At 74.3% G+C, this 16,603-nt stretch carries 14 protein-coding genes; 8 read left to right on the top strand and 6 right to left on the bottom strand.

The features are described from left to right. Positions 1–81 precede the first annotated feature (81 nt). From AC6CKD_RS30945 to AC6CKD_RS30960, 4 genes are all read left to right on the top strand, one after another. Positions 82–534, top strand: a complete 453-nt coding sequence (locus AC6CKD_RS30945) for a DUF4442 domain-containing protein (RefSeq protein ID WP_498331920.1) — start codon at positions 82–84, stop codon at positions 532–534. A gap of 100 nt (positions 535–634) precedes the next feature. Then, positions 635–787, top strand: a complete 153-nt coding sequence (locus tag AC6CKD_RS30950) for a DUF2191 domain-containing protein (RefSeq protein ID WP_498332037.1) — start codon at positions 635–637, stop codon at positions 785–787. Between the two features lie 129 nt (positions 788–916). After that, positions 917–3,436, top strand: coding sequence for a beta-glucosidase family protein (locus AC6CKD_RS30955; RefSeq protein WP_498331921.1), 2,520 nt, complete (start codon positions 917–919; stop codon positions 3,434–3,436). 60 nt (positions 3,437–3,496) lie between these two features. Further along, complete coding sequence (locus tag AC6CKD_RS30960) at positions 3,497–4,219, top strand: DedA family protein (RefSeq protein WP_498331922.1); 723 nt, start codon at positions 3,497–3,499, stop codon at positions 4,217–4,219. Positions 4,220–4,316: 97 nt separating this feature from the next. On the opposite strand, the gene AC6CKD_RS30965 is transcribed toward AC6CKD_RS30960, so the two are convergent. Next, entirely contained in the window at positions 4,317–4,862 is a 546-nt protein-coding gene (locus tag AC6CKD_RS30965; RefSeq protein ID WP_478686842.1) for a gamma carbonic anhydrase family protein, read from the bottom strand. Between the two features lie 126 nt (positions 4,863–4,988). Between AC6CKD_RS30965 and AC6CKD_RS30970 the strand changes: the two genes are divergently transcribed. Then, positions 4,989–5,747, top strand: a complete 759-nt coding sequence (locus AC6CKD_RS30970; protein WP_498331923.1) for an acyltransferase — start codon at positions 4,989–4,991, stop codon at positions 5,745–5,747. An 89-nt stretch (positions 5,748–5,836) separates the two neighbouring features. Here the strand turns inward: AC6CKD_RS30970 and AC6CKD_RS30975 are convergent, their stop codons facing one another. Both AC6CKD_RS30975 and AC6CKD_RS30980 read right to left on the bottom strand, forming a co-directional pair. After that, a complete protein-coding gene (locus tag AC6CKD_RS30975; protein ID WP_498331924.1) occupies positions 5,837–6,700 on the bottom strand; it encodes an HAD family hydrolase in 864 nt (287 codons plus the stop codon). A 146-nt stretch (positions 6,701–6,846) separates the two neighbouring features. After that, positions 6,847–7,251, bottom strand: coding sequence for a CoA-binding protein (locus AC6CKD_RS30980; protein ID WP_498332038.1), 405 nt, complete (start codon positions 7,249–7,251; stop codon positions 6,847–6,849). Positions 7,252–7,350: 99 nt separating this feature from the next. Here AC6CKD_RS30980 and AC6CKD_RS30985 point away from each other — a divergent pair, with 99 nt between their 5' ends. Further along, positions 7,351–7,977 (top strand): YigZ family protein, encoded by a 627-nt coding sequence (locus tag AC6CKD_RS30985; RefSeq protein ID WP_498331926.1) that lies wholly within the window; start codon positions 7,351–7,353, stop codon positions 7,975–7,977. Between the two features lie 62 nt (positions 7,978–8,039). Here the strand turns inward: AC6CKD_RS30985 and AC6CKD_RS30990 are convergent, their stop codons facing one another. Continuing rightward, the gene (locus AC6CKD_RS30990; protein ID WP_498331928.1) at positions 8,040–8,270 is read right to left on the bottom strand and encodes a hypothetical protein; all 231 of its coding nucleotides are present in this window, start codon (positions 8,268–8,270) and stop codon (positions 8,040–8,042) included. Between the two features lie 257 nt (positions 8,271–8,527). Between AC6CKD_RS30990 and AC6CKD_RS30995 the strand changes: the two genes are divergently transcribed. Together AC6CKD_RS30995 and AC6CKD_RS31000 are read left to right on the top strand one after the other, a co-directional pair. After that, complete coding sequence (locus tag AC6CKD_RS30995; protein ID WP_498331930.1) at positions 8,528–9,700, top strand: exonuclease SbcCD subunit D; 1,173 nt, start codon at positions 8,528–8,530, stop codon at positions 9,698–9,700. Beyond that, complete coding sequence (locus tag AC6CKD_RS31000; protein ID WP_498331932.1) at positions 9,697–12,708, top strand: AAA family ATPase; 3,012 nt, start codon at positions 9,697–9,699, stop codon at positions 12,706–12,708. The genes AC6CKD_RS30995 and AC6CKD_RS31000 overlap by 4 nt, the downstream gene beginning before the upstream one ends. A 244-nt stretch (positions 12,709–12,952) precedes the next feature. Here AC6CKD_RS31000 and AC6CKD_RS31005 read toward each other — a convergent pair whose 3' ends face one another. Continuing rightward, positions 12,953–14,665 carry a DUF885 domain-containing protein gene (locus tag AC6CKD_RS31005; protein ID WP_498331933.1) on the bottom strand — a complete coding sequence of 571 codons (1,713 nt, stop codon included), beginning with the start codon at positions 14,663–14,665 and terminating at the stop codon, positions 12,953–12,955. A 463-nt stretch (positions 14,666–15,128) separates the two neighbouring features. Beyond that, positions 15,129–16,589 carry a GNAT family N-acetyltransferase gene (locus AC6CKD_RS31010; protein ID WP_498331935.1) on the bottom strand — a complete coding sequence of 487 codons (1,461 nt, stop codon included), beginning with the start codon at positions 16,587–16,589 and terminating at the stop codon, positions 15,129–15,131. Between the last annotated feature and the right edge of the window lie 14 nt (positions 16,590–16,603).

Here is a 16,603-nt window from a genome sequence, read left to right on the forward strand (position 1 = left end):
GTGGGAGTACGGGCGGGGAGCCACGGCCGCCCCCGTACGGGTCTGGCCAACGCCTACTACTCGCGGGTAACATCGCGTTCCATGAGCGCTGAACAGATGAACGTGGGCGAACTGCTCGCCGCGACCGTGCCGATGGCCAAGACCCTGAATCTCCAGTTCCTGGAGACCACCCCCGAGCGCGCCGTCGTCCGGCTCCCGGATCAGGCGGAGTTCCACAACCACCTCGGCGGCCCGCACGCCGGCGCCATGTTCACCCTCGCCGAATCCGCGAGCGGCGCGATCGTCCTGGCCGCCTTCGGCGACCAGCTCTCGCGCGCCGTGCCCCTCGCGGTCAGCGCGGAGATCGGCTACAAGAAGCTCGCCAAGGGCGTCGTCACGGCCACCGCCACCCTCGGCCGCCCCGCCGCCGAGATCGTCGCCGAACTCGACGCGGGCGGCCGCCCCGAGTTCCCCGTGACCATCGCCATCCAGCGCGAGGACGAGGCCGTGACGGGCGAGATGACCGTGGTCTGGACACTGCGCCCCAACGCCTGACCCCGCTAGAGTCCCTGCTCCGACGACGGATGGAGGGGGTCCCGTGCCGGGCCGAGCCAAGATCAGCATCAGCCTCGACGCCGAGTTCGTGGTGGAGGTGATGGTCCTCGCCGGGATCGGGTCGCCCCAGGACGCGGTGGAAGCCGTCGTACGGGACTACATCGAGCGCGGCCACCGCACCGAGGCCCGGGTCCAGCTCCAGGACGAGCCCCGGCGCGAGGCCGGCCCCGACCGGCGGCCGCCGCAGGGCTGAACATCGGCGACGCGGTGGCGCGCCTGAAGCGGGGCCGGGCGGCGGTCGGCGCACAGTGGGTGGCGGGAGCGGTCCGGCGCGGGCCGCTCCCGCCACCTGACGCCGATGCCCACGCCGCAGGGAGCGCCCATGAGCGAGGCCGTGTCCAGACGCCGTGCGATGTGCCTCCTCGGGGGGATGGGCGCCGCCCTCGGCGCGGCCGGCTGCGTACCGGCGCCGCCGCCCGGCGCGCAGCCCCGTAAGACCGCCGCGGCCGCCCCCGCCGCCGCGCCGGCGGCCGGCCGGAGCGCCCGGATCGACGCGCTGCTGGACCGGCTCACCCTGGAGGAGAAGACCGTCCTGCTGCACGGCGGCCCGGATCCGGACCCGCTCGGCCAGGCCGGCTACGTACCCGGCATCCCGCGCCTGGGCATCCCGGCGCTCCGCCTCGCCGACGGTCCGGCCGGGGTCCGCGTCGCCAGGCCCGCCACCGCGCTGCCCGCGCCGGTCCTGCTCGCCTCCGCCTTCGACCCGGCGCTCGCCCGCGCCTACGGGCGGGTCCTCGGCCGCGAGGGCCGCGCGCTCGGCATCGACGTGCTCCTCTCGCCGATGGCCAACCTCATCCGCACCCCGTACGCCGGACGGAACTTCGAGACGTTCTCGGAGGATCCGAAGCTGACGGCCGACCTGGTCGCCGAGGTCGTCCGGGGCATCCAGGACGAGGGCCTCATCGCCACCGTCAAGCACTTCGCGCTCAACAACCAGGAGAAGGGCCGCGACACCGTCGACGTGATCGCCGCCGAACAGACCCTCCACGAGACGGAGCTGCGGGGCTTCGAAGCCGCCGTCACCGCCGGGGCCGGCGCCGTGATGGGCGCCTACAACAAGGTCAACGGGGTCTACGCATGCGAGAGCAGGCCGCTCCTCGACGAACTGCTGCGCGAACGCTGGGGGTTCGACGGCTGGGTGATGTCGGACTGGAACGCCACGCACAGCACCGTCGCCTCGATCGGGGCCGGCCTCGACATGGAGATGCCCGAGGGCACCCACTACGGCGCCCCGCTGCGGGAGGCGGTGCGCGGCGGCTCCGTCCACGAGAACACCGTGGACCTCGCGGTACGCCGGATCCTGAGCACCATGGACCGCTTCGGACTGCTCGCCGGGCACCGGCCCGCCCGGCCCGCCCGGGACGCCGCCGCCGGGGCCCGTACCGCCCGGCAGATCGCCACCGCCGGAGCGGTCCTGCTGCGCAACGAACGGGCCACCCTGCCGCTGGCGGGGCCCGCCGCCCGCTCCATCGCCGTGATCGGCCCCACCGGGCGGACCCCCTTCGTCGGCGGCGGCGGCAGCGCCCACGTGGTGCCGGACGCGGCCGCCTCCCCCCTCGACGAGATCCGGCGGCGGGCCGGAAGCGGCTCCACGGTGGGCTACGCGCTCGGCGAGGACCTCTACGGGCGCCCGCTGCCGGCGAAACTGCTGACGCCCGACCCCGGCCTCGACGACCGGGCGGTGGCCCCCGGGCGCACCTGGGGCTTCGAGGGGACCTTCCGGCTGGCCGCCGACGACGAGTGGACCCTGCTCGTCCACTACACCGGGAAACGGCCGTCCGTCCGGCTCGACGGCGAGGAGCTCTTCCCCGTACGGCAGGGCGCGGCGGAGCAGTTCGCCGGCGGCCTGCTCGGCGCGGCGCCCGACGGCCGCACCGTGCGCCGCCGCGCCCTCGCGCTCAAGGCGGGCGAACACCGCCTCGCCGTCTTCGCCGAGGGCGGGCCGAAGGGCCAGCGGCTGCGGCTGCGGCACACCACGAAGGCCACCCGGGCCGCCGACCTCGCCGAGGCCGTGAAGGCGGCCAAGGCGGCCCGCAGCGTGGTGCTGTTCGCCTACGAGGACGCCACCGAGGGCAGCGACCGCACCTCGCTGGGGCTCCCGGGGGGCCAGGCGGCGCTGATCGAGGCGGTCGCCGCCGCCAACCCGCGCACCACGGTCGTGCTGAACACCTCCTCCGGTACGACCATGCCGTGGCTCCCGCGCACCGGAGCGGTCCTCCAGATGTACTACCCGGGCCAGGAGGGCGCGGCCGCCACCGCCGACGTGCTCTTCGGCGACGCGGACCCGGGCGGCCGCCTCACCCAGACCTTCCCGGCCGACGAGCGGGCGACCCCGGTCGGCGCCGACCTGATGCGCTACCCGGGGGTGGGCGGGCGGCAGGAGTACACCGAGGGGGTCCACGTGGGCCACCGCTGGTACGACCAGCAGCGGGTGGCTCCGCTGTTCGCCTTCGGGCACGGGCTCTCGTACACGACCTGGGCGTACGAGAAGCTGGCGGTCCGGCCGGGCGGCGCGCACGGGAAGCGGAGCGGGCTGCGCGTGGAGTTCACCGTCCGCAACACCGGACGGCGCACGGGCACCGAGGTGGCCCAGGTCTACGTGGGCCCGTCCCCGGACCTGAAACTGGACCAGCCGGTCCGGGCGCTCGCCGGGTACCGGCGCCTGACCCTGGAGCCCGGGGAGGCGCGGCGGATCGTCGTGGACATCGACGCGCGCACGCTGTCGTCCTGGGATCCCGAACGGGACGCGTGGGTGGTGGGGACCGGTCGGCGCGAGGTGTTCGCGGGGCGCTCCTCACGCGAACTGCCGCTGCGGGCAAAGGCTGTGGTCACGACCGGATAGGCTGCCCGTTCGGCCCGCCACAGGGGGCGGGCCGGGCGGAGAACTCAGGAGGACGTACCGGTGCACATCCAGGAATGGCTGGAGACGATTCCGGCGGTCAGCATCTACCTCCTGGTGGGGATCGTCATCGGGCTGGAAAGCCTCGGCATCCCCCTGCCGGGAGAGATCGTCCTGGTCAGCTCGGCGCTGCTGGCCTCGCAGCAGGGGCACATCGACCCCGTGGTGCTGGGCATCTGCGCGATCACCGGGGCGATCGTGGGCGACTCGATCGGTTACGCGATCGGGCGCAGGGGCGGGAAGCCGATGCTGGAGCGCCTGGGACGGCGCTTCCCCAAGCACTTCGGGCCGGACCAGGTGGCCATGGCGGAGCGCTCCTTCGACAAGTGGGGCATGTGGGCCGTCTTCTTCGGGCGGTTCGTGGCGCTGCTGCGGATCTTCGCGGGGCCGCTTGCGGGGGTCCTGCACATGCCCTACTGGCGGTTCCTCGTCGCGAACGTCCTCGGCGGGATCCTGTGGGCCGGCGGTACGACGGCCGTCATCTACTCGATCGGGATCGTCGCCGAGCCGTGGCTGAAGGGGTTCTCGTGGGTGGCCCTCGCCCTGGCCCTCGGCTGCGGGCTCGCCATGACCGTGGTGGTGCGCGGACGGATGAAGAAGGCGGCCGCGGCGGCGAAGGCCGAGGAGGCCACCGCTGCGGGCCCGGACGCGTCGTCGGACGCGGTCCCGGACGCGGTTCCCGTGCCGGGGCAGGCTTCGACCGCTCCGAGCGTGCTCACCGACTGAGCGGCGCGGGCCCCGGCCCCGGCCCCCGGCTTCGCTTCCGCACCTCGCCCGGCCCGAGGACGGGCGGGGTGCGGGGGCGATCACCGGGCAAGGCCCGTCACGCGCCCGGGGTGACCGAGGCGCGGTGCTGACCGGCCAGTTCCGTGTACATGAGGGCGTTGACCTTGAGGCCCTCGCGCTCCTCCGCGGTCAGTTCGCGCCGCACCTTCGCCGGGACGCCCGCGACCAGCGAACCGGGCGGGACGATCATGCCCTGGGGCACCAGCGCCTGGGCGGCCACCAGGGAGCCGGCGCCGATCACCGCGCCGTTGAGGACCGTCGCGCCCATCCCGATCAGGCAGTCGTCCTCGACCGTGCAGCCGTGCACGACGGCGTTGTGGCCGATGGAGACGCGCTCGCCGATGGAGACCGGGAAACCGGGGTCCACGTGCACGGTGCAGTTGTCCTGCACGTTGCTGTCGGCGCCGAGCGTGATTGGACCGCAGTCCGCGCGGAGCACGGCCGAGTACCAGATGCTCGAGCCCGCGCCGAGCGTCACGTCCCCGACCACGACGGAGGTGGGAGCGGTGAACGCCGTCGGATCGATCACGGGGTTCTTCCCGCCGACACCCGCCACGAGTGCCTGGGCCGCCTGCTGCGTCATGTGTTCTCTTCCTCTTCCGGTACGTCGTGCCGCGCTACCGGAACCGTAGGCCACGCCGTCCGCGCCCCCGGGGATGGGGTGAAGATCACGGCGCGGCCCGCGCCCTCCGCGCGCTACGGTGACCCGGTGGCGAAGAACCAGAACACGTTCTCTTCTCAGACGGCGCTCTCCTCGCTGACGGCGCTGCGCCGCCGGCTCGCCGGGCGCGCCGTCCACGCGGGCTGGCGCTGGATGCAGCGGGCCGGCGCGGTCACCGCCCAGACCCCCGGCGGGCTGCGCTTCGGCGCGATCGGGCACGGCACCCGGCTCGCCTTCCCGCAGGGCACCGTCTTCGGCGCGCCCTGGATCCGGCTCGGCGACCACTGCATCATCGGGGAACAGGTCACGCTCACCGCCGGGATGATGCCCGACCTCGACCTCGGCGCCGAACCGGTGCTGGTGCTCGGCAACGGAGTGGTCATCGGCCGTGACAGCCACGTCATCGCCGACACCCGGATCACGATCGGCAACGACACCTTCTGCGGTCCCGGGGTGTACATCACCTCCACCAACCACAGCTACGACGATCCGCACGAGCCCGTCGGCAAGCAGTGGCCGCGCAGCGCCCCGGTGGAGATCGGCCCGGGCTGCTGGCTGGGGACCGGCTCGGTGATACTGCCCGGCGCGCGGCTGGGCCGCAACGTCGTGGTGGCGGCGGGGGCCGTCGTACGGGGCGACGTGCCGGACCACGCCGTAGTGGCGGGGGCGCCGGCGCGGATCGTCCGCCGCTGGGATCCCGAGGCCGGCTGGCAGCCGCCGCTGCGCTCCCCGGCGCCGGTGCCGATCCCCGACGGGGTCACCCCCGATCAGTTGCGCGCCCTGGCGGACATGGCCGGACAGGAGTGAACCCGGCACCTGCCGCCCGGCCGCAGGGCAGCGGGGCAGCAGGAGCTCGAGCCGGCGCGTGGTCAGCGCGGGTCGGCGGCCTGCGCTGATCACGCGCCGGTGGTCCGGCACGCCGCGCGGCCGCTCGTCCGGGCCGTCACCGGGGTCGGGCCCAGCACCGGGTGCGTCGCGATCAGGTCCTGGCAGACGGCCAGCACGTCCTGCCGGTCGGCGGTGATCCAGTCCCGGTCCATCGCCCAGCCCCGCAGTACCGGGTCCGGTTCGAAGGCGATGGCCAGCCCGACCTGCTCGAACACCTCGGCGTCGGAGGGGGAGTTCCCGACGGCGAAGGAGCTCCGGCGGTCCACGGGGCTGCCCTTCGTCGCGGTGCGCAGGGCCGCGCGCTTGCCGCCGGGCAGGGCCGGCGTGGTGGTGAGGGCTCCGGTGCAGCGGCCGCGCCGGAACTCGGCCCGCATCCCGTGGGCCTCGCCGATGCCCAGTTCCGCCGCCGCGCGCCGGACGATCTCGTACGGGCTCCCGGAGATCAGCACCGTCCGCAGTCCGGCCGCGTGCAGGATCCGTACGAGCTCGTCGGCGAAGGGGAGGATCCTCTTCCGGGCCGCCGGCCAGGCGGCCTCGGCGGCCCGCTCCACGTCGCTCCGGTCCGCGCCTTCGAGGGCCCGCGCGACGTGGGCGTAGAAGGCGGCGGCGGTGGGGGCGTGCGCGGCCGCGGCCGCGGCCGCGGCCGCGGCCCCAGGATCGGAGTCCTCGTCGTGGTAGCCCGCTATCGCGGCGAGCGCAGCCCGTCCGGCCGCCGGTTCACAGACGCCGCGGGCGATGAGGGACTCCACGAACGGGGCCGCCAGCGAGCCTTCGGCCAGGGTTCCGTCGAGGTCGAGCACGGCGATGCGGGTGTGGCTGCCGGAAGGGCTCCCGGACGGGCTCTGGGCATGGCTGTGGGCATGGCTGATCACGGCGGGACTCCCTGGTCGGGGCCGGTCTGAGGTGCGCGGCTGACCCCGACGGGGAGGCGCGGTCTCAAGTATTCGTACCGTTTGGGCGGTTTGGATACTTGAGCCGCGTTGAAAGGGTTGAAGGCCCGGGGCCTGGCCCCGGGACCTCAGAGGGCGGGGATCTCGATCGCCGGGCAGCGGTCCATGATCATGTCCAGTCCGGCCGCGCGGGTACGGTCGAAGGCGGCCTCGTCGACCACGTTGAGCTGGAACCAGACGGCCTCCGCCCCCTTCGCGACGGCCTCGTCCGCGACCGTGCCCGCCAGCGCGCTGTTCACGAAGACGTCCACCACGTCCACCTTGAACGGGATCGCCTCCAGCGAGGGGTAGCCCTGCTCGCCGTGGACCGCCTCCGCCTTGGGGTGTACGGGGATCACGCGCTTGCCGTACCGCTGGAGGACCTCGGCCACGCGGTACGCGGCCCGGTCCTGGTTGTTGGACAGGCCCACCACGGCCCAGGTGTCGCCGAGCTCGGTGAGGATCTTGCGGATGGTTGCCGGATCGCCGTACACGTGTGCCGCCTCCTGCTGCTGGTGCTGCCCCTGGCCGCTGATCGCGGCCCCCTCGATCAACCGAAAAGACGCATCTCGGATTCCCCGTAGGGTGGACGGGTGAAGGCAGACCAGTACGTGACGGTGGCCCGTGAGGGCGTGCACGAGTCCGAGATCAACCGCTCGCGGTTCCTGTGCGCGCTCGCGCCCGCCGCGACCGAGCGGGAGGCGCAGGACTTCGTCGCCCGGATCCGCAAGGAGCACCCCACCGCCTCGCACAACTGCTTCGCCTACGTCATCGGCGCCGACGCCTCCGTGCAGAAGGCCAGCGACGACGGCGAGCCCGGCGGCACCGCCGGGGTGCCGATGCTGCAGATGCTCACGCGCCGGGACATCCGCTACGCGGTCGCCGTCGTCACCCGCTACTACGGCGGCGTGAAGCTCGGCGCCGGCGGACTCATGCGCGCCTACGGAGGCGTCGTCGGTGAGGCCCTCGACGTGCTCGGCACCGTCACCCGTCACCGCTACCGGCTGGCCACCGTCACCGTGGACCACCAGCGGGCCGGCAAGACCGAGAACGACCTGCGCTCCACCGGCAGGACCGTGACCGACGTGCGCTACGGGGCCTCCGTGGAGATCGAGGTCGCGCTGCCCGAGGCGGACCTGCCCGCCTTCGAGGCCTGGCTCGCCGACAGCACCGCCGGGAGCGCCACCCTCACGCCGGGCGGGGAGACGTACGCGCCCTGAGCGTCACTGGTCGGCCGGGGGCGGACGGCCGTCCCGGAGGGGGCTGTACCCGGGAGATCAACTCACCTGCTGCGCCCCAGTGAGTCGCGGGTCGGAGAAGAACTCGCCGGGCTTGGTGAGGCCCGCGTTGGTTCGAGGGCCGCGCATTCGGCGGTGAACTCGTGCATCTCCCTGACCCGTTCGTGGGCGTCCACGGCGCGGGCGACCGTCGAGTGGGCGCCGTCGGCGCGGATGACGACCCGGCCGTACTCGGCGGTCGCGGCACCGTCCGGGCCGTGACCGCGGGGGCCCATGTCGAAGGTGGACGTGGTGATCTCCGGGCAGCCGGTGGCGACGACCCGGTCCAGCAGGCCCCAGCGCGGGTCACCGCCTCGGGGGAACCATCCAGCATCGTCGCCGGGCGGTTTCCTCCCCCTCTACCGGATGGGCGTGAGTGGTGGTTCGGGAGGCGGCATGCGTTAGCGTGGCAGCGGGCGACTGTGAGTCCTGGGCTGGTTCTTGCTGGTTTCAGAGGGGTAGTAGGGGTAAACGTGCAGGTCGGGGCCGTTCTGTGAAATTCCTGCACACCTCCGACTGGCATCTGGGGCGGAGCTTCCACCGGGTGAACCTGCTCGATGCCCAGGCCGTCTTCATCGATCACCTCGTCGAGACCGTGCGGGAGCACGAGGTCGATGCCGTGCTCGTCGCCGGTGACGTGTACGACCGGGCCGTGCCGCCGTTGCCCGCTGTGGAGCTGTACGACCGGGCCCTGCACCGGCTCGCCGATCTCGGCGTGCCCACCGTGATGATCTCCGGGAACCATGACTCCGCCCGCCGCCTCGGTGTCGGGGCCGGGCTGATCGGGCGGGCCGGCATCCACCTCAGGACCGAACCGGCCGGGTGTGCCGACCCCGTGGTGCTGGCCGACGTACACGGTGACGTGGCGCTGTACGGGCTGCCGTACCTGGAGCCCGCGCTGGTGAAGGACGAGTTCGGTGCCGGGAAGGTGAGCCACGAGGCCGTGCTGGGTGCGGCCATGGACCGGATCCGGGCGGATCTGGCCGGGCGGGCGCCCGGGACGCGGTCCGTCGTCCTTGCCCATGCCTTCGTGACCGGCGGGCAGGCCAGCGACAGTGAGCGCGACATCACCGTCGGCGGGGTCGAGGCCGTGCCGGCCTCCGTCTTCGACGGGGTCGACTACGCCGCCCTCGGCCACCTCCACGGGTGCCAGACGATCAACGAACGGGTCCGCTACTCCGGTTCCCCGCTCGCCTACTCCTTCTCCGAAGCCGATCACCGCAAGAGCATGTGGATAGTGGAGCTGGGCGCGCAGGGGGAGATTCCGAGCGCCGAGCGCGTCGACACCCCCGTGCCGCGCGGCCTCGCCCGGGTTCGGGGGCCGCTGGAGGTGCTGCTCTCCGAGGGGGCGTACGCCCGGTACGAGGACTGCTGGCTGGAGGCCACCCTCACCGACCCCGTCCGGCCCGAGGACCCCATGGCCCGGCTCGCCGCCCGCTTTCCGCACACCCTCAGCCTGGCCTTCGACCCCGAGGGCCGGAGCGAGGACCCCGGCGGGTCCTATGCCCAGCGGCTCAGGGGGCGCAGCGACCGGGAGATCGCCGAGGACTTCGTCGCCCATGTGCGCGGAGGCGGCGGCTTTTCCGACGAGGCCGAGCGGGACGTGCTCCGGGGCGCCTTCGACGAGGTACGGGCCGAGGACAGCCGGCAGGAGACCCACCGATGAGGCTGCACCGGCTGCGCATCACCGCCTTCGGGCCCTTCGCCGAACCCCAGGAGATCGACTTCGACGCCCTCTCCGGCGCCGGGATCTTCCTGCTGCACGGTCCGACCGGCGCGGGCAAGACCTCCGTCCTGGACGCCGTCTGCTACGCCCTGTACGGGTCCGTTCCCGGCCCCCGGCAGGCCCCGGGCACCAGTCTGCGCAGCGACCACGCGGCCTCGGACGTCCCGACCGAGATCACCCTCGAACTCACCGCGGGCGGGCGGCGCCTGGAGATCACCCGGCGCCCCGAACAGGACCGGCCCAAGAAGCGCGGTACCGGGACGACGAAGGACAAGGCGCAGAGTTGGCTGCGTGAGTACGACGGGGAGGGCTGGAGCGCGCTGAGCCGGTCCCATCAGGAGATCGGTGAGGAGATCGAGCAGCTGCTCGGCATGAGCCGCGAGCAGTTCTGCCAGGTGGTGCTGTTGCCTCAGGGGGAGTTCGCGCGCTTCCTGCGGGCCGACGAGGTGGCGCGCGGCCGGCTGCTGGGCCGGCTCTTCGACACCCGCCGCTTCGCCGCCGTCGAAACGCTGCTCGGCGAGCGCCGCCGCGCCGCCGAGGCCAAGGTCCGCGCCGGTGACGAGCAGGTGCTGCACACCGCCCAGCGGCTCGCTCAGGCCGCCGGGGACGCCGCCGACCTGCGCGCCTGGCCGCTGCCCCGGCACCATCCGGGCGACCCCGGGCTGGCCGGGGCGATCCGCGCCTGGGCCGCCGTCGCGCGCTGCTCCGCCCGGGAGCGGCTCACCGTCGCCGAGTACGCCCTCGCCGCCGTCGAGGGGCGCTACGCCGCCGCCCGGCGGGCCGCCGAGGAGGTGCGGGAGCTCGACCGGCTGCAACGCCGGCACGCGGAGACCACCCGCCGGGCGGCCCTGCTCGCCGAGGCCGGTCCGGAGCGGGAGCGGGTGCGCGCCCTGCTCGACCGGGCCCGGCGCGGCGCCCTGGTCGCCCCCGCCCTGGAGCTGCGCGGAGCCGCCGCCGGCGCCCACATGGCCGCCGCGCACGCGGAGTCGGTGGCCCGGGCACAGCTGCCGCCGCAGCTCGCCGAGGCGGGCGCCGGGCAACTGGCCGCCGTGGAGCAGCGGTTGCGCGAGGACCTGGGAGCCCTCGGAGCCGCCCGCCGCGCCGAGCAGCGCAGCGCCGAGATCGGCCGCGAACGGGCCGACCTGGAACGGGAGTCCCGGGCCGCCGAGGAGCAGCAGCAGGAGACCGCCGAGTGGCTGGGCCGCTGGGAGGCCACCCGGACCGAGCTGGCCGGCCGTGCGGACGCCGCGCAGCAGGCCGCGACCCTGGCCGAGCAGCTCGCCGGCAAGCTGGAGCCCGCCCGGCTGCACCTGCACGCCGCCCGCCGGCGCGATGCCCTCGACGCCGACGCGGAGCAGGCTTCCGGTGAACTGCTCACCGCACGCGAGGAGTCGGCCGTCGCCCGGGAGCGCTGGCTGGAGCTCAAGGAGACCCGGCTGCGCGGGATCGCCGCCGAACTCGCCGCCGCCCTGGTGGCGGGAGAGCCCTGCACCGTGTGCGGTGCCGCGGAGCATCCCGCCCCGGCCCGGCCCGCCCCCGGTCACGTCGACCGGGCCGCGGAGGAGGCGGCGCACGCCCGCTTCGAAGGGGCCGAGGAGCGCCGGGCCGGCGTCGAGCGCAGGCTGGCCGCCGTCCGGGAGGCCCGCGCCGAGGCCGCGGCCGCCGCGGGTGACGCCACCACCGCCGAGCTGCTGGAACTCACCGCCGGGCTGAGTACGCGCCACGCCGAGGCGCACGCCGCGGCCGCCGGGCTGCACGCCGCCCGCGAGCGGCTGGCCCGCGCGGAGCGGGAGCACGCGGTGCGCAGCGCCGAGCGGAGCGAAGCCGAGGCCCGGGCCGCGGCGCGGGTTTCGCGCCGAGAGGCCCTCGACCGGGAGCAGGCCTCGCTGGAAGCGGAGCTGGCCCTCGTGCGGGAGGGTGCGCCCAGCGTCGCGGCCCGCGCCGGAGTCCTGGAGGACAGGGTCCGCATGGTCACGGCGGCAGCCGCCTCGCTGCGCCGGGCCGAGACCACCGCCGCCCGGCTGAAGGAGGCCGACGGCCAGCTCGCCGACGCCGCCTTCAAGGCCGGCTTCGACACCACCGAGGAGGCGGCCGACGCCGTGCTCCCCGAGTACGAACGCAGCGCGCTCCAACGCCGCGCCGACGCCTGGCAGGCGGAGGAGGCCATGCTGGCCGACCGCCTCGGCGAGGCCGACACCGCCGCGGCGGCGGCCCTGCCCCCGGCCGCGCCGGAGGCGGCCGAGGCGTACGCGGCGCGGGCCGCCGCGAAGCTTCGTACGGCCGGGTCCGCCGTGGACGCGGCCCGGGTACGGTGCAAGGACCTCGACGGGCTCTCTCTCCAGGCGGAGCGGGAGCTGCGCTCCCTGGGACCGCTGCGCGAGGCCTACGAACGGGTGGCCCGGCTGGCCGGACTCACCGCGGGCACCTCCGCGGACAACGAGCGCAAGATGCGGCTGGAGGCCTACGTGCTCGCGGCCCGGCTGGAGCAGGTCGCCGCCGCGGCGACGGTACGGCTGCTGCGCATGTCGGGCGGCCGCTACACGCTGCTGCACTCCGATGCCAAGGCGAGCGGACGGGGGCGTTCCGGGCTCGGACTGCACGTGGTCGACGCCTGGACCGGCAGCGAGCGGGACACCGCCACGCTGTCCGGCGGCGAGACCTTCTTCGCCTCGCTCGCCCTCGCCCTGGGCCTGGCCGACGTGGTCACCGACGAGGCGGGCGGCATGCGGCTCGACACCCTCTTCATCGACGAGGGCTTCGGCAGCCTCGACGACCAGGCGCTGGACGAGGTGCTCGACGTACTGGACTCGCTGCGCGAACGCGACCGCAGCGTCGGCATCGTGAGCCACGTCGCCGATCTGCGGACCCGGGTGCAGGCCCAGCTGGAGATCGTCAAGCAGCGCGGAGGCTCGGTGGTGCGGCACCGCACGGCGGGCGGAACGGGCTGAAATCCCTGGCCAACGGGGTGAAACCGTTGCTCGCACCCTCGGGGACATGTCGGTCCCCGCGAGGGCTTCCAGGTCGAGACCTGGCACGGCCGCGAGCAGCGCGCCGAGGCCGACCCGCTGACCGCCCCCACCGACTCCGACGACTGCGGCTGCTGAAGACCGGCCCCCTGAACGTCCGTCCGGACGGCCGGGCCGGCTCCGCGCGGGGAGCCGGCCCGGCCGCCCGTGGTGCGGGTCCCGGTGATCAGAGCTTCGACAGCTCGTCCACCAGGTCGTCCAGGCCCAGCGAACCCTGGGACAGCGCCGCCATGTGCCAGGCCTTCAGGTCGAAGGAATCACCGTGCGCGGCACGCGCGTTGTCACGGCCCAGCAGCCAGGCGCGCTCGCCCAGCTTGTAGCCGATCGCCTGGCCCGGCATCGACAGGTAGCGGGTCAGCTCGCTCTCGACGAAGTCGGCCGGCCGGCCGCTGTGCAGCCCGAAGAACTCCTGCGCCAGGTCCACCGTCCAGCGCTCGCCCGGGTGGAACGGCGAGTCTGCCGGGATCTCCAGGCCCAGGTGCATGCCGATGTCCACGATGACGCGCGTGGCGCGCATCATCTGGGCGTCCAGGTACCCGAGGCGCTGCTCGGCGTCCTTGAGGTAGCCCAGCTCGTCCATCAGCCGCTCCGCGTACAGCGCCCAGCCCTCGGCGTTGGCGCTGACGAGACCGACGCTGGCCTGGTAGCGGGAGAGCTGGTCCGCGACGTGCGTCCACTGCGCCAGCTGGAGGTGGTGGCCCGGAACGCCCTCGTGGTACCAGGTGGAGACCAGGTCGTAGACGGGGAAACGGGTCTGCCCCATCGTCGGCAGCCAGGTGCGGCCCGGACGGGAGAAGTCCTCCGACGGGTTCGTGTAGTACGGGGCCGCCGCGCCTCCGGGCGGGGCGATCCGCGACTCCACCCGCTTGACCCGCTCGGCGAGTTCGAAGTGCGTTCCGTCGAGGTTCTCGATGGCCTCGTCCATCAGGCCCTGCAGCCAGGCCTGGACCTCGTCCACGCCCTCGATGTGGGTGCCGTGCTCGTCCAGGTGCTTGAGCACCTCCCAGGGACCGGCGTCCGGCAGGATCTTGGCGGCCTCGGTCTTCATCTCCGCCAGCAGGCGGTGGTACTCCGACCAGCCGTAGGCGTACGCCTCGTCCAGGTCCAGGTCGGTGCCGTTGAAGTAGCGGGACCAGCGGGCGTAGCGCTCGCGGCCCACCGGGTCGGGCTTGCCCTCGACCGCGGGGGCGTACACGTCCCGCATCCAGTCGCGCAGTTCCACGACGGCCGCGGTCGCGGCGGCGGCGGCCGCGTCGAGCTCCGCGCGCAGCGCCTGGGGGCCGGCCGCGGCGAACTCGGCGAAGTAGCCGTCCTTGCCCTCGCTCTCGGCGCCCTCGCCCGCCCAGGCGGTGAGCTGCTCGACGAAGGTGGCGGTGGGGCGCGGGCTCCCGAACAGGCCGCGGTCCAGGCCGAGCGCGAGGCACTCGCGGTAGCCCGCGTAGGCGGCCGGTACGGCGCGCAGCCGCTCGGCGATCGCGGCCCAGTCCTCGTCGGTGTCGGACGGGGTCAGGGAGAAGACCTCGCGGACCGAGTGCGCGGGGGAGTGGATGTTGCTGACCGCGCGCAGGTCCTCGTCGGCCTCGTGGACGGCGAGTTCGGCGTTGAGCCGCTCGCGCAGGAGCCGGGCACAGCGGCGCTCGGCATCGCTGTCGGCGCCGGGCAGGAGCTCGGCGGCGTCCAGCCGGACGAGCGTGGCGCGGGAGAGTTCGGCTGCGGCCGCGCGGCCCGCGGGGGAGAGGTCCGGGAGCTTGCCGGAGCTCGCGGCGACACCGAGATAGGTGCCCGTGATCGGGTCGATGGCGATGAGGTCGTCAACGTAGGCATCGGCGACCTGGCGGGGCAGCCGTGCGGAGCTGTCACTGGTGATGGTGTCTGACATGTGGACATCTTCGTATGCGAGACGGGTCCGCGTCATCACCAAAGATCGTCAGCCTGCTGACGCCGGGGGCGGCAGCGGTCCGCGATCCCGCTCCTGGAAGTCAGTCTGGTCCCGAGCCGGGCGACTTCCCGGTGCGAGGTGAACTCGTCGAGGACCAGCCGGTGGAGTTCGCCGGGATCGGAAACGGCCACGTGAACGAGGTGGCCCTCCGGGCCCGTCAGGTGGAGGACGGCCGGCGAGGCCGGCAGCGGGCGCACGCGCTCGACGAAGGGACCGATCGGCTCGCGGTGGTGCGGACGCCCCCGTACGAGCAGCGGTCTCCCCGGCCCGCGCCCGAGTTTGGCCGGATCCGGCCGACGCGAGCCGTGTCGCCTCCATCGGCCACCGCATCGTGGCCGGGGGGACCGGCACGCGTCGGGCGTGAGCGGTCGGCTGGTGGTCGTTGCTGCCGGGTAGCGCCGGTCTACTGCTGGCTGCGGGGCAGGCCGCGGGATTCGCCCGGGAGCTCGTACGGCAGCCGGGAGCTGACCGGGGTCGCGTCCAGCCGGGCCGTGATCACCAGGGTGCCCTCCTCGATCTGGTAGTCGAGGGGGAGGCCGAGACCGCGCATGGCGGCGACCATGCCCGTGTTCGAGGCCTGGGTGACGGCGTACACGCTGTCGCATCCGGCCTCGACGGCCATCCCGATCAGCCGGCCCAGCAGCTCGGAGCCGATGCCGCGGCGCTGCCAGTCGTCCTCGATGAGCAGCGCCACCTCGGTCTCGTCGCCGTCCCAGAGCAGGTGGCCGAGGGCGACGAGCTTGCCGGAGGCGGTGGTCGCGGCGAGGGTGCGGCCGAAGCGGGGGCTCAGCAGGTGGCCGAGGTAGCGGTCGGCGTCGAGGACGGGGCCGTGGTAGCGCAGGCCGAGGGTGCGCTCCGAGCAGCGGTCGTGCATGGCACGGGCCGCGGCCAGGTCGGAGCCGTCGGCGCGGCGGACGGTGATCTCGTTGCCTTCGGGCAGGGTCAGTACGTCCCGGCTGTGCGGGACCCGCGGGCCGAGCCGGGCGTCCAGCTCGACGAGCGCGCGGGCGCGGGCGAACTCGGTCGGCGTGAAGGGCAGGTAGGGCCGCTCGATGGTGATCGCACCGCCGGACGGGTCGCGCAGCCGCATGACCGTGGCCTCCAGGACGCCTTCGACGGGCGCGTCGGCGCCGGAGTTGGGGCGCCCGGAGAGGGTGGTCGCCGGGATCGAGTGGATGGTGCAGCGGCCGAGCAGCTGGCGCAGGGCGAGCGGCAGCTCGGCGGCGTCCAGCGCGGTGCGGGTGGCCAGCCCCAGGACCCGGGTCGGGGTATCGACCAGGTCGTGGGCGTCGGCCCGCTCGATCCAGGTGCTGTGGCCTCCGGCGCCGGCGATGGCCCGGGTGAGGTCGGCGGAGGGAAGCTGCTGCGGGGCGCGCAGCAGGAACTCGTCCACCGTGCCGCCCTCGGGGAGCGGGTGCGTCTGCAGGGTCAGGATGTCGACTCCGCTCCGAGCGAGGGCGGTGCAGAGCGCGGCGAGACTGCCGGGCTCGTCGCGCACTGTCGTCCGCATCCGCCACAGGGTGCTGGTCAGCGCGGTGTCCGTACCGGCCGTGCGGGCCGCCGCAGCGCCCGCACCCGCGCCCGCCCCCGTCCCCGCGTCTGTGGCCGGGTCCGAGGGCGCGGTGTCCGTGGGCGGCGGCGCATGGCTGTGGCGGCGTGCCCACCAGGTGTGGAACGCCGCCGTGACCAGGAGTGCGACGGCCGAGGCCACCAGCAGGACCGGGCCGCGAGGACCGTGCACCACGAGATTGGCGATGGCGTCGGCGACCGCGACGGCGCAGAAGAGAGCGGCGAGTTCGACGACGTCGCGGCGCCAGTGGTGGCGGTGGGGACGCTGGGCAGGGGCAGGAATACGCTCAGTCATGCAGACCACTGTGA

The sequence above is a fragment of the Streptomyces sp. GQ60 genome (genome assembly GCF_059758875.1).

Excerpts from the sequence above, each read along its gene's own strand:
- AC6CKD_RS30945 (WP_498331920.1), top strand. The coding sequence starts at position 82 with ATGAGCGCTGAACAGATGAACGTGGGCGAACTGCTCGCCGCGACCGTG.
- AC6CKD_RS30950 (WP_498332037.1), top strand. The coding sequence starts at position 635 with ATGGTCCTCGCCGGGATCGGGTCGCCCCAGGACGCGGTGGAAGCCGTC.
- AC6CKD_RS30955 (WP_498331921.1), top strand. The coding sequence starts at position 917 with ATGAGCGAGGCCGTGTCCAGACGCCGTGCGATGTGCCTCCTCGGGGGG.
- AC6CKD_RS30965 (WP_478686842.1), bottom strand. The coding sequence starts at position 4,862 with ATGACGCAGCAGGCGGCCCAGGCACTCGTGGCGGGTGTCGGCGGGAAG.
- AC6CKD_RS30990 (WP_498331928.1), bottom strand. The coding sequence starts at position 8,270 with ATGGGCCCCCGCGGTCACGGCCCGGACGGTGCCGCGACCGCCGAGTAC.
- AC6CKD_RS31000 (WP_498331932.1), top strand. The coding sequence starts at position 9,697 with ATGAGGCTGCACCGGCTGCGCATCACCGCCTTCGGGCCCTTCGCCGAA.
- AC6CKD_RS31005 (WP_498331933.1), bottom strand. The coding sequence starts at position 14,665 with ATGTCAGACACCATCACCAGTGACAGCTCCGCACGGCTGCCCCGCCAG.
- AC6CKD_RS31010 (WP_498331935.1), bottom strand. The coding sequence starts at position 16,589 with ATGACTGAGCGTATTCCTGCCCCTGCCCAGCGTCCCCACCGCCACCAC.